The following is a 13058-nucleotide window of genomic DNA, read 5'->3' as shown; positions in this document are numbered from 1 at the left end:
TGCATAATCCATGGTTATGAATTTACTCGGCAAGTCACTTCCTCCACTCGCTAGCTTGTTGCCTTTTGAAGCGGCCGCCCGTTTGGAAAGCTTTTCACGAGCTGCTGACGAACTTCACATCACTCAAGCAGCAGTGAGCCGTCAGATTCGTGGGCTTGAGGAGGATCTTGGTGTAGCACTCTTCGACAGGCGCAATCGTGCGGTCTTTTTAACGCCAGAAGGACGGCAGCTTGGGCTTGTCGTGAATGCCGCGTTAAACCAAATAAGTTCAGTCGCTGAAAGCTTGCGAGGCGCGGCTCGCAGGCATCAGGTCGTATTGCTCTCCCAGCTTTGTGAAGCGTTTTACTGGCTAATGCCGCGCCTTTCTCGCTTCCACCAACACCATCCGGATATCGAGATTCAAGTCGTTACCACTACCCAACCGTTGACGGAGTTCGGTGGTCATTTTGACGTTGCTCTCCAGAGCACTGGTCGAGCAAGCGGATTGAATCATCTGTTATTCACGGCCTCTGACGAAGTGTTCCCCGTATGCAGTCCCGATTATCTCAATAAACAAGGGGAGGCATTGAAAGTCACAGATTTGGCACACCACACACTCTTGCACCACCGGGCTACGCCTCCTCATTTGATGGAGTGGGACAGTTGGCTAGCCGAGTTCGGCATCACTCTAGATGGCCGCACCAAAAATCGTTATTTCGACAGTTACCCGATGATGCTTCAAGCCGCAGTGGAAGGACATGGTATTGCCGTCGGCTGGGCTCGAACTGCCGGGAGATTGGTTGAAAGCGGAGAATTGACAAAGCCTTGCGCGGAAAGCGTAGTTTTACCGCATGCGATATCTGTTTTTAAACGGCCTGTTATTACCGAGCGAAGAGAAACCAACTCCCTGATAGAGTGGCTCAAGATTGAACTGTTAGAAGCGATAGATTAGGCGCACGAGTTCTCTGGTCGAAACGCGACTGATTCGATTATAGGTTGCCACCTATGCGGCAACAGCTGCGCAATATCACTCGCGCGCTGCGTCGGCAGGCGCGTGAGGACGTCCTTCAAATAAGCATACGGATCATGCCCGTTGAGCCGCGCCGACTGGATCAAGCTCATGATCGCCGCCGCCCGTTTGCCGCTGCGCAGCGAACCTGCAAAGAGCCAGTTTTTGCGACCCAACGCCCACGGTCGGATCTGGTTCTCTGCCCAATTATTATCAATGGGTACAGCCCCGTCATCGAGGTAGCGCGACAGCGCTGCCCAGCGTTTCAGGCTGTAATCGAGGGCTCTGCTGATAGCCGAGCCGTCGTGCACGATCTGGCGCTGGGCGATCATCCAGGCATGCAGAGCATCCATCACCGGAACAGCTTTTTCTTGCCGTATTCGGCGGCGTAAATCCGGTTCAAGGTCGCGGACTTCGCTCTCGATTTCGTAAAGCAGCTGGATGTAGCGTAAGGCCTGTTCGGCGAGCTGGCTCTTGTTGGTGGCGTGTAATTCGAAGAACTTGCGGCGCGCATGGGCCATGCAGCCGATTTCGGCCACGCCGAGTTCGAAGCTGGCCTTGTAGCCACCAAAGTCGTCGCATACCAGATTGCCCTTCCAGCCTTGCAGGAAGTTACGTGCGTGCTCTCCGGCGCGGCTGGGGCTGAAGTCGTAAACGACCGCCGCCAAGTCAGAGAACTGGCTGGTGGCGTAAGCCCAGACATAGGCGCGATGGGTTTTCTTTGCGCCCGGCGTAAGCATCTGCACCGGCGTTTCATCGGCATGGATCACTCCATGTTCGAGAACAGCATCGCGCAGGGCATCGACCAGCGGCTGCAACTGCACACCACAGTTGCCAGACCCATTGCGCCAGGGTCGAGCGGGCGATTGCCAAACCGGCCCGACCAAAAATCGACTCCTGACGATAGAGCGGTAAATGGTCGGCGAACTTCGCAATCATGACATGGGCCAGCAGGCCGGCGGTTGGGATACCTTTGTCGATGGCCTGCGCCGGAACCGGTGCCTGGATCAGCGTTTCGCACTGACCGCAGACCCACTTGCCACGGATGTGACGCTCGACGGTGAACACGCCTGGCGTGTAGTCGAGTTTCTCGCTGACATCCTCGCCGATACGCTTGAGGGCGCAGCCACATTGGCAGTGGCTGTTGTCGGGTTCGTGGTGGATCAGGGTGCGCGGAAACTGCGGCGGCAACGCGGTGCGTTTAGGTTTTTGCCGAGTCTCGGTCGAAACCGGCGCAGTTTGCAGCGCCTCAAGCTCGGCTTCGATGGCTGCGATATCGGTCTCGATCAGGTCATCGAGCAGACTGGCTTGATCCGGGCTTAATTGCTCGCTGCGCTTGGCAAACTTGAAGCGCTTGAGCTGCGCGATCTCGTGGGTCAGTTTTTCGTTGACCGTTTTGTGATGGTGGATTTGCTTACCCATCGTCTCGACTTTTTGATCGAGATTCTCGACACACTGCATCAACTGCGCCGCCAGAGCGCGTAGTTGTTCAGGGTTTAAGTAGTCGAGATTAGGAAGCGAAGTCATGCCGCCGATTTTGCCAGAACAGGCAAAAACCGAAGATAGGCTCATCGGACAATTGCAAGGCCTGGTTGGTCGTGCCGGACATCACATGATGGAAATCTCGCCGCTTGGCCCGACTCGCTGCCAAGGCAAACCCAGCACCAGGGCATGCAGCTGTTCGGCGCCCAATTCCATCTGTGAGCCGTGTCGAGAACCCGGCCAGAAGAACTTGCCTTGGTGCAGGCGGCGCGCCGCCAGCCAGATACCCAACCCGTCATGCACCAGAACTTTCATCCGAGTGGCGCGGCGGTTGGCGAACAAATAAGCACAGTGCGGCTTCGCCGCACCGAACACCGCTATCACTTTGGCCAATGCGGTCTCGGTGCCAGCTCGCATGTCCATCGGTTCGGTGGCGAGCCAGATGGAGTCGATGCGAATCACAGCAAAAGGTCTCGAATAAAAGTCGCACAGGCGGCAGCACTTTCAGTTGGCCAGTTCACTTTGATGTTGCCGCGCGGGTGCTGTATTTCAACGCAGATATTCGATGATGCTGGATGGGAGTTTGCCCCGGCCAGCGGCATGGGTAACGGAATAAACGCAGGTTGCGGCGCCGTGTTTTTCTGCGCTTGTACCCGAATCCATTTATGGACGAGGTTTGCGTTGAGGCTGTGGCTGAGGGCCACGCTGGCGATTGAAGCGCCGGGCTGGGCACACTCTTGAATGACTTGGGCCTTGAAGGACTTGGAGTAGGAACGGCGTTGTGGCTGCATGAAATACCCGCTTAAAAAGCTAGAACTGGTGTCCACCTAAATTTAAGTGCACACCATGTCCTGACTTCGAAGGGCTGGGTAGATGACTTGGCCGGACGCATACGACCAAGAGCCCCGATGTAGCTGAACAAACCTCTGCGTGGGTAAAGTCGGGCTGTGACGCTGACCTACAGGCCACAGCCAACTCGTCAATTATCTTTGCGCGCAACCCATTGCGTATGCTCTCTGGAGAAGGCGTTTTCGGCGTCCCCCACGAATGAGGAAAACGTTTGTTCGGTCATCTCTACCTGAGATTGTTCTCGGACAAACTGAATCTCAAAGGCGGTCAAGGCGTAGGACGCAGACAGTTCGGTGTACCTTTTCGCTTGCATCCAACTGAGCAAACTCGCTGCGGCGGCCACCATCACGTCAGTTGGCCAGTAAGGGGCGGTCGAGAAGGCAATTCTGACGAGGGCTAATATGATCGCGACGACGTTCACAGTGATCAACAACCTAAAGAACCACTTGGCTGCGCTGGCATTGGACGTCGCCTTTGCTTTGTACCAAGCGAGCTGATCTTCGATGCGATGCTCAAAGTACGCCGCCCTCCTCTCTTCCAGGCTCTGCGAGCGAAGCTGAGTCATTTTCTCGCTGATCTGAGGGCTGTCCAAGTGTGAGGTCAGGACGCTAGCCATATCTCGATTCTGGTCAAAAACGGCCTTAATTTTCCGTCTAAACATTTCCTTCGCAGCTTCATCTTCATCGTCAAACGGTTCGGCTTTGGAAACGTACCTCCAGGCCAAAGTTTTGATCGATTCTGCGACAGCCCGACCCGCATACCAGAATATTTCAGGACGTTGAGTTGCAAGGAAAACCGAGCATCCCAGCGCGCCGAGTAGCGTAAGTACTTGCAATACCGCCATGGACCAATGAGGGAAATTGATCACGGAAAGCGAGGCTGCACAAACCAAGAGAAAAAGATTTGCACCCAAAGCACGGAAAAAATCTCCCTGGCGCTCCTTCGATAGCTGGTCTGTAGATTGATACAACGCTGGAAAGTCTTTTTCCTGCACGACGCTACTCCTTAATTACCTGCCCTTTTGTTCCGGGATTTTAAACCTAGTCATCAGCTGGCTTCGTTGGAAATAAGTTCGATAGGCACTCTAAAATTCAGAAATGATATTTCGTCGCCTATACGGCCCTCGGGCACTCCAGACGTGCCCGAGTTTTCTGTGAATTGGTGCATCGGCCCGCTTACGGACTGTCACTTGGTGGGGTTGACACTTCACTTGGTGATTAGCTACTCGCGCTCCTGAATTATTCTCTCCACCCCTGTCACGATCGCTTTGGCCTTCTTCGGCGTGACCTCCGCTTGGGTATGGACGACATCGTTTCTTATATGGGCCCAGTTCGTGATTTCAGGTTTTGAACTGATAGGAATAAGCCCTTGCTCCGCAGCCTGATCGACCAAATGCCTCAAACTCATGGGCCTTCGAACATCGGACCATGCACTTTTTTGCATTCGCTCCCTCAGCATCGCTTCCAAGTGAGTCATCGCCGCAATTACCGCCGCTCTATACTCCTTAGCCTCCAATAATCTTCGCGCCTCTGACCCTCTAGAATGCTCTCCTTCTGGAGCGATGCGTCGCAAACTCTGGACCAACTGATCTACAAATTCATCCGAATCGCCTAGCCATGACTCTTGTCGATGCAGTACCTGCAATTCCGCAGCGTCTGCTGGAATCTGTTGGTAATCTTTGACAACCAAGATGAGTTCGAATGGTTTGGAGTCCTTGCTCTTGCGCGCCAGCGCCATCCGCAGCTCGGCAAAGGTCCATGACGATGACAACTCTATAACCATAACTGCTGAGCGATCAATCAGCGCTTCGATTTTTGCGCTGATGTTGTCACCGGGAGCCACTACGTCATCCGCAGTAACAGGCACAAGCCCGATTGCTTCCACCGCAGGAAAGACACGCTCACGGTAAAAAGGTAACAAGTCCAGCTGGACAGAAAAAAAGCAGAGCCGTGTTGCTGCGCTTCTGGGCAGCGAAAGCTCTCTAAGCGGCTTTTCTTCTGTGACTTTGCTGACGCTGATCACCTTCTCCATGACAAGCTCTCGCAGCTCGGCAAATGCATCGGCTAACACTGCACCGTAACGCTCCCTAGTCCCCGGAAGATTTATCACCTTAACGCCACGCCGCTCGAACCTTGCAACATCGGACGGTTTGGCTCCTACGACGATCGTGTAAGCCATTCTGCGCATGCGCCCCAAGCGCTGAGACACAACGTGCCACATCTGGCGAAAGTCCGGGTCATCCAGACTGTAGCCGATCAGAACAGCTGTTTTTGTGATCAGCAGATTCGAGAGGTATGTAGCGAAAAGTGGGTAGTTTGCCAAGAATCCGTCGTAGTCAGATTCAGTGACCACCATCCTATTGGGGTGATGTAGGTCGCCGTGCAGTTTCAGAAGAGCGGTCCCAGCCTTGGATGCGTTAAGCGACAGCTGCTCTTCCTCCAAAATGGGATATACGACCCTAGGCTCCAATCGATACTGATGCTCTAAAAGGAAATCAAAATTGGTGGTGCAAACAATATCGAAAGGTATAGAGCAAAAGCTGCGATGGGCCTCACCCGGCTGCGCTTCGTGAAGAAGTAATATCTGCGATAACCGATCCATGAGTCGTGCCCGGCCAAATTCGTGCTCGTAGGCAGAAATTGCATCAAGCGGCCCCGTAGAACTGAAGTCCGCGAGATCGGACTCTAGAATCTTTCCAAGCTCACCCCAAAGCGGGGGACGCGCTCCAGAGGGAACGTGCGCATTCAAAGACATCCCCGCGCCTACGATGGGCAACCAGCGGCCGGAGACAAGATCATCCAAAACCGGTTTCGGGAAAAACTGTAGGTACTTCGTTGCCATCCTTGCGCCCCCAGTGAATATTTGAATAAACAAAAAGTCGTGCGCGGAGTAGAATTTCCGCGCTCCGTCAAACCGTTTTAGTTTGGATAAAACTGTGCGAACTCAACCGTGCCCGCCTGCATGGACCATCAGAACTCAATGGGCAGAACTGAGATCACATCGAAATATCTAAACTTCTGCTTCTTCGCCTCAGCTTTGGCTTCCTGCTCAGCAGTTAGAGTACTGAGCGTGTTTGCATCAAAAACTAAGACCTCTACTTCTCCTTCGAATTCTCTTGTTACGTGCAGCGTTACTCGCAGTTTAGTCGACAGAGGCTTCGATGCGGGTGGACTAGGAGGCCGAGATTGAAGCTCAATCTCAGGCTGCGACGCGCAAGGAGATGTTGTCACTGAAGGCTCTGACTGGTCTTGTTTCGACAGGCCAAATAGCGCCTTGCGCATCTCCTCCTCACTCAACTCTGCCATTTATGTTTACCCTATCACTAAGTTTTGAAATCCCCAACGTTGACGAAGACAGTCAACGTCCGAGTTGGCAGAGCGAGACGGACACATAATATTTTTCCACTCAGGACTTTGCATCGACGCTTTCGTTTCGCAGAGAAATGACATCATATTTCAACCAGAAAAATTACGGGAGCTATTATCACTCCATTTGTCAAAAGGCGAATATCTCGGAAGCGTTCAGCAAAGCGTCTGGAATCAGTTCAACGCTAGTACTCTCGGGTACCCTCGCTATCCTCTGGCCGCTTCCCTCGTCAGAGGGCCAATGTCATTAAAGTTGATATACCTTCTTAGCAGGGAACCACAATTCGATTAATAGCTTCTACCTATTTGAGGCAGCCAAGGCTGACTAACCCGAATGCTAGCTTCGCCCTCTAGGCGTTTTTCAGAATACCAGCGGCCCCTGCCACATCCCCCGATTGAATCATCTGAAAGAGCCCACGCTCGATGTCAACGACTCGTGCGGAAGGTAAATACGCTTGGGCGATTTGACCGAGACGCTCGCACCAAACCTCATAAGCATTCGAATTCACAGTGGTCGTGGGAATGCTGGTCAAGTCCTCTTTAATTTCACTTAACACGGTGTCTTTGTGAACCCGATGCATTTGCATGATTTGCCTGTCCAGTGTCGCCGAGCGGATAGGATCAAGATACATGCGAATCTTGCTTGCAAATGAGACCTTCGAAAACTGCGGTAGCTTCAGACGTCCGATGTCGTAAAGCGGTGGGCGCCGGTGCTTTGCAAACAAAGCCGATGCCTGTTCAAGCTGTGCATCTTTGACAGCAGACCGGAAGCGCTCCACTCGAACTACAGCCAGCCCTCCCATTTGCGTAAATCCCCAATACAAAATATTCGACAGGCCATCTTTCACATCTACCAGTGATGAGCTGAGCAGCTGTTCCCGAATGCGAGTCTCCAACTGGGCCATAGAAAGGCCGATAATTGGGGTTTGGGCTAAGAAGTCAAAATGGGCCGTCGGAAACGAGTAGTCATTGACTGCGTCACTTAATTTTTTCACTTGAAGCGAGTTGAGCGGCATCACCTGTTCCTTCGGTGTATTATGATCAAAGCTGAGGACTATACGGTTCCTCGTCGGAATGACAAATCACTGTCGTAGATATCAACAGCCTGTTTAATGACACCTCGAACGTGACGCCCTAAATGGCGTGGGCGACAACCTGGATGTCTCCAGCGTTGCTCAGAAGGAACAAGCGTAGCCCCTGCGTACCGGCTATTGAGATACTGCATGCTACTATTGGCCGCAACATACGCGACGTTCCAGAACATCATTGAGCGAGCCCTGGTAACCTCCAATGGTCCAGACCTAAACCTGGATTTGACAGATGAATCGAAATTGCCTGCCCAAAGCACTCAACTTCCATCAGCCTCAAATGCGATTTTGACTGACGCACAGATCAGGGAGTTGGAGCGCAGTAATGTTCAGTCTGCCCTCAAGGCCACAGCCGGAAAATTGTTCGTGAAAGGTGGCGCAGCCGAGCTATTAGGGCTCAAATCTACGACATTGGCATCAAGGCTTAAGCGTCTGGACGTTAAGCTCGATGAATGAGCCCAAAAGCACTGTGCGGAGAGAACAAGGTGAATGATCCCTCCTTGCTTCTTCGGAATTCGTCATTCTGAAACCGCAGACGATCTACTCAATGCCGCGTCTGACATGACCTACTTTTCAAAATCCTGCTTGAGATAAACTCGGCAACAAATCTGCACACCAAGACGTCGCTCAGGGAGCCAGTATGGCCAAAGTATTCTTCTCTTACAGTCACCACGATGAGCTGTATCGCGATCAATTGGAGGCACACCTTGCCTCTCTGCGGCATGAAGAAAAAATTGAATCCTGGCATGACCGTCGACTATTAGCTGGCAGCGAATTTGGCACCGAAATCGATCAGCAGATAAATGACGCCGACGTCATCCTACTACTAGTCACCGCGAACTTTCTGAACTCCAAATACTGCTATTCAATCGAGATGGGGCGTGCGCTGGAGAGGCACCGAGCAGGTGAGGCTCGCGTCATCCCTGTCATCGTCAAACCGTGCGACTGGGAATCGACGCCTCTGGGTGGCTTGCTTGCAACCCCACGCGATGGCAAAGCCATCACGACCTGGCCGAATTTTGACGAAGCTTTCACGGATGTTGCCAAGCAGATCCGCAATGTTGTTAACGAGATTAATGCTTCATCATTGGCGCCAGCGAGAGCAGCCCCCTCGAATCAGCCTATTTCAACGGCCTCTTCAAACATCAAAATCAGTCCGCCGAGATCCAGCAATCTGAGGCTTAAAAAGTCGTTTACTGAGCGTGAGGTTGATCAGTTCCGCCACGAGACTCTCGAGTTTATCTCACGTTTTTTTGAAGGATCGCTAACCGAGCTGCAAGCGAGAAATCCCGGAATTGAAGGCGTATTTCGAACTATCGACGCGAACACCTTCACTTGCACCATCTACAGCGGTGGTAAGAAGTCTAGTGAGTGTTTAATTGGTATGGGCGGGATGCTGGGCAATAACGCTATCACCTATTCAAATCGAGCGTCGCTGGGGCACGGCTTCAACGAAATGCTGACCGTAGAACACGATGACCAGGCCCTGTACATCACTCAGATGTTGAATATGTCCGGATCACGCTCATCGAAGCTCACTCAAGAAGGTGCCGCTGAAGCTCTCTGGGCGATGCTCATCGCGCCGTTGCAGCGATAAAGTATGGGGGCAACGCGCGCTATGTGCCTGCGGCCTTTTGCCTGCCCGTTTCTCCAGCGCAAAACCAAGAAAGCTGCTGATATTGCTTCACATACGCTGGCCCCGCCTCCGGGGTTCGGTGATACGCTCTAAAAAACCTCGCAAAGGGGCCACCTCTGACTAAGCTGTAGCTTCGCTTACTGGGATGTCACCGACTACGCTATCTATCGTCCACGTCCGTACCCCTCAGGCAGCACAAAACCAGGCATTCACCCACATCGTTTCGAAAGGAATGAAACATGTCTGAAGAACTCCAGATCGTCGCCGGCAACGCTAATGCGCCCTTCACGCTCAAGCTCTATCGCGGCGATGGTATGACCCTCCTCGCTATGAACTGGCGAGATGGCCTACACAGACCCGCGTAAAATTCTCGACCGGGAACTCTTTGCGTGAGCGCCCGACGAAAATTTCGTACGCATGGGATCCGCACCAGCGGGCTGATCTATTCAGCGGTAGAACTGCCTCGGTATATTAAGGAAGCAGGACTTGAATTCGATGCTAGTGAGTTTTTCTAGCTTTCTAATTCTATAAAGCCATCGGCTATTCAAGTTTTATCGGATCGAGATTCTATCAAGAAGCCTCATATGCTGCTCTCCACTCTCCCCAAACTCTAACCGTCTCAGCCAGGTGGATCACGCATGCATACTCCCCGTTTTCAGTTTTTACAGCCGTATGCCACAACACATCAATGAAATCGCTAAGCTCGGCCTGTAGCGCTTTGGCATCCTTAATGTCGAATGGCCGACCCAACAGCTGCTTTTTCGGAGCTGCCAATTCGATCCAGCCCTCATCTCCATTGTCGTAGGTAAAGGGAACGCTATCGCTTTCTAGGAGCCTGCACACACCTTCAACTAAAAGCTTCCCTCTTGTTCCCCAGTAGATTCCGATCATCTCAGCTGGCGCTTGGGGGAGGCCGTCCCAACACTCATAAGCCCACCACCGGATTTTGCCTGCGTCCTTCATCGCTGACTTCGCCGACTCTTCTTCTGCCTCCTGCGCCGCTTTCGCCTCCCTCGATAGCCATTTGCGATAAATGGTGACGTAAGCAGGTCTACCTTTGAGTTCATCAACGCTGAACCGACCCATCGTAAATGGAGCCCTAGGGTCGCCATCCAATGGTGGTCGAGCATTCTGCTTGCGATCCCAGGCAATCTGAGCAGCTAGGAGATCTTCATCTTCGATTGTCGAGACGTCTTCAGACTCCCATAAGGAAATAAACCACTCGTGTGCCGACGCCACCTCTTGAGAATGACGAGTATGGATACCTGCCTCCATCCAACGCGCTAACCCTCCGTCCTCAAGGCCTAAGCCATTCGTAGACATGTTTGCCGAGCCAATCAGGGCCTGGTTTTGACCAACGACAACTTTGGCATGCAGGTGGCTCGAATGTTTGATCTGAAGCGAAGAGTTACCGTCCTTTATCTTTGACAAAAAGTATCGAACGACAGCGGGATTGGTTCCGCCGGTTCTCAGGTTGCAGATGATGCGAACAGAGCGAGCAGAATCCAGCGGAATCAAATTTTCCGCTCCGTCTCCCCAGAAAGCGACGGCGAAATCCAAGTTTTGTTCTTCGGCGATCAAGCTTTTCAACTGGTCTTTATAGTCAGCAGGTGCCACAAACATCCGGGATCCCTCTTCTCAAATCTATCGATGGAACTCGGACCAAAAACCAAAGGTTGCGAAGTGAAGCCCAACCCTCTGGTCAATTTCGGCGGAGCCGGAAGGTACATGGTTGCGAAGGCGTGAAGTTTGTTGGCCAGCGAATCTATAGCGATAGTACCCGCTGCGCTCAACCCACACGCAAGCAGCTAATGAGCGGCAATTCTCCTGCCAGCCGATTATGATGCAACGGGTTCATGAGCTTCACCTGGCGGCCCATCAGCAGACCTACCAAGGCGAGACGTGACGAAAGTGAACTTGTTTTTGTTCTGATCAAACGTGTAAATGGCAGTCAGAGGTACGGCGGTAACCAGAACCCCTGTTAACACGCTGGTGATCTGTGAGTTAAATTTGTTCAACAGCGGCACACCGGCCATTGCGTTACTGATCACCCGCCCAACATAAACGCCGACGATTGCCGAGGCAGTCCCCGCGAGCACTACCATTATTGCGTCGAGCTTAGCGTCATCTTTGCTCAGCATGATACGAATGCAGCGCACCAGGCTCAGCGTGCATTCACGCACTAGTGCTAGTACGAAGGCGGGCATCTTGATGATCAACGAAATGAGTATCTGTGGGATGACACTAAGAGCCCCTGCGACGCCAGCCTCCAGGCCGACAGCTCGTGCGCGCGCCCATATCTGCTTCTCTTCAAACCGTTCACTTAGACGTCGTTGGATACGTGCAGTGGCATCCTTTGAGTTCTGTAGCCAGCCGTCTTCATTAAGAATTCGTCCGTTGACGGTTAAGTTGCGGATCTCATCAATAAAGATATCCACGGTTTCTAGCACGATCAGGCCCACGATTTGCTGAGCAGCCATGGTTACCCCAGTCAACGCTAACGTCGATCCAATTTCTACTGCTGCATCCCAACGGTGATCGTTCCGGTTGGCCTGCGCCCTGTTAAAGGCCTCATCAATATCGGATTTACGTACCGTAACGACCTCGCCGGTTTTCTGTATGGTCACATCAATCAGGTCAGCATCGTCGGCTCGCGGGGTACCGTTTTGTTCGAGGTATTTATAAATATTCTTGTCCTGGAGCGAGCGATTTAGCGAGTCATCAGCAAATACTAAGTTTTCCTTAGAGTTGATGATGCTGAAGAACTGATCATCCGTAGTGCCTGCGCGCAGCAGTAGATCTTCGTAGTAATCCTTGCGGGCGATCACATGCTCAATATCTGCGCCCCAGGGATCCAGTTGCTGGTCCTTGTGATACCCGTTATCAAGCTTGTGGTATCCCTCAGACGTCCATGTCTCACGGGCTGCGTAACGCGTATTCTTCATTGCTGCAAAGTTCGGATCATCGAACATCGCTGCACCGGTGCGCCCCGAGAATGCTTTATAGGAGTCCGACAGATTTTCGTATTTTGAAGCGCTATGATTGTCGACGTCACGCATGACATCGCCCAAGGCGAACGATGCGATAGTGCGGCGAATAGCTTCACTCTTGCATTGGTCAAAGATATCGTCAATGGATTTGGCGGGCACGGGTAGGCCTTTGCGGATTCCCTCTACCATCTCCAGTGTTGTTTTCTCTATCTCGAAAGTAGAGCGAAAGGAAGCAGCCACTTTAGCCGTGCCCAGGTCCTTGTATTGAGTAAATGTATCTTTGTAGAACTCAGCTCGTCGCAGCTCTTCATAATCGATGTTACGCACACCATCCGAAACGGCGACGTAAGCTCCGACCGTTTTTTCCTTGGTGAAACCGTAGGCGGTGATGGAAGTCTCTTTCGTCTTTCCGGCAGCGCTAACGGCGCTGTTCTTCACGCTCTGCGCAGCATCCTTGATATCAAAGGACGCTACAGACTCGCTGACCCGGTTCGTCGCTTCGGATAAGGCGTCCTTCATAGACGCTATAGATGCTTTGCTTGGTAGCCAGGCCATATGATCTGATCTTCCCTGATATCAAATGGACATCATCCTATCCGCTTCGCTGGCTGTCTAAAAGCTAAATTACTGGCTCATAGCCATAAGTCGTAGATCTGTTGC

The 13058-nt window shown here is 52.4% G+C and carries 12 protein-coding genes and 1 pseudogene; 4 read left to right on the top strand and 9 right to left on the bottom strand.

Features of this window, described 5'->3' with window-relative positions:
* The first annotated feature begins 16 nt into the window (after window positions 1-16).
* Entirely contained in the window at window positions 17-931 is a 915-nt protein-coding gene (locus AO240_RS06475) for a LysR substrate-binding domain-containing protein (RefSeq protein WP_099235684.1), read from the top strand.
* On the opposite strand, the pseudogene AO240_RS06470 reads toward AO240_RS06475, so the two are convergent.
* The 7 genes and pseudogenes from AO240_RS06470 to AO240_RS06435 form a co-directional block, all read right to left on the bottom strand.
* Window positions 928-2515, bottom strand: a pseudogene (locus AO240_RS06470) (IS66 family transposase). The gene AO240_RS06475 and the pseudogene AO240_RS06470 overlap by 4 nt on opposite strands.
* Before the next feature lie 81 nt (window positions 2516-2596).
* Window positions 2597-2932, bottom strand: a complete 336-nt coding sequence (gene tnpB / locus AO240_RS28860; protein ID WP_099235615.1) for an IS66 family insertion sequence element accessory protein TnpB — start codon at window positions 2930-2932, stop codon at window positions 2597-2599.
* Window positions 2929-3261, bottom strand: a complete 333-nt coding sequence (locus AO240_RS06460) for a transposase (RefSeq protein WP_256585870.1) — start codon at window positions 3259-3261, stop codon at window positions 2929-2931. The genes tnpB and AO240_RS06460 overlap by 4 nt, the downstream gene beginning before the upstream one ends.
* Window positions 3262-3449: 188 nt before the next feature.
* Window positions 3450-4313 carry a DUF4231 domain-containing protein gene (locus tag AO240_RS06450; RefSeq protein ID WP_099235613.1) on the bottom strand — a complete coding sequence of 288 codons (864 nt, stop codon included), beginning with the start codon at window positions 4311-4313 and terminating at the stop codon, window positions 3450-3452.
* Window positions 4314-4540: 227 nt separating this feature from the next.
* Window positions 4541-6160: an SIR2 family protein gene (locus AO240_RS06445; RefSeq protein ID WP_177445790.1), complete on the bottom strand. Its 1620-nt coding sequence runs from the start codon at window positions 6158-6160 to the stop codon at window positions 4541-4543.
* A 128-nt stretch (window positions 6161-6288) separates the two neighbouring features.
* Window positions 6289-6624: a hypothetical protein gene (locus tag AO240_RS06440; RefSeq protein ID WP_017705732.1), complete on the bottom strand. Its 336-nt coding sequence runs from the start codon at window positions 6622-6624 to the stop codon at window positions 6289-6291.
* A gap of 410 nt (window positions 6625-7034) precedes the next feature.
* Entirely contained in the window at window positions 7035-7700 is a 666-nt protein-coding gene (locus AO240_RS06435) for a hypothetical protein (protein ID WP_017705733.1), read from the bottom strand.
* Between the two features lie 207 nt (window positions 7701-7907).
* On the opposite strand from AO240_RS06435, the gene AO240_RS06430 reads away from it, so the two are divergent.
* The 3 genes from AO240_RS06430 (at window position 7908) to AO240_RS28855 (ending at window position 9773) form a co-directional block, all read left to right on the top strand.
* On the top strand, window positions 7908-8228 hold the full coding sequence (locus AO240_RS06430; RefSeq protein ID WP_024533389.1) for a hypothetical protein: 321 nt from the start codon (window positions 7908-7910) through the stop codon (window positions 8226-8228).
* Between the two features lie 184 nt (window positions 8229-8412).
* On the top strand, window positions 8413-9369 hold the full coding sequence (locus AO240_RS06425; RefSeq protein WP_099235612.1) for a toll/interleukin-1 receptor domain-containing protein: 957 nt from the start codon (window positions 8413-8415) through the stop codon (window positions 9367-9369).
* Between the two features lie 278 nt (window positions 9370-9647).
* Entirely contained in the window at window positions 9648-9773 is a 126-nt protein-coding gene (locus AO240_RS28855; protein ID WP_256585869.1) for a hypothetical protein, read from the top strand.
* Window positions 9774-9978: 205 nt separating this feature from the next.
* Here AO240_RS28855 and AO240_RS06420 read toward each other — a convergent pair whose 3' ends face one another.
* Window positions 9979-11031, bottom strand: a complete 1053-nt coding sequence (locus AO240_RS06420; RefSeq protein WP_099235611.1) for a phospholipase D family protein — start codon at window positions 11029-11031, stop codon at window positions 9979-9981.
* 215 nt (window positions 11032-11246) lie between these two features.
* On the bottom strand, window positions 11247-12953 hold the full coding sequence (locus tag AO240_RS06415; protein WP_099235610.1) for a hypothetical protein: 1707 nt from the start codon (window positions 12951-12953) through the stop codon (window positions 11247-11249).
* Window positions 12954-13058 lie beyond the last annotated feature (105 nt).

The organism is Pseudomonas sp. ICMP 460, from assembly GCF_002723595.1.
GTDB lineage: Bacteria > Pseudomonadota > Gammaproteobacteria > Pseudomonadales > Pseudomonadaceae > Aquipseudomonas > Aquipseudomonas kitaguniensis.
This window is presented reverse-complemented; position numbering and strand designations above follow the sequence as displayed.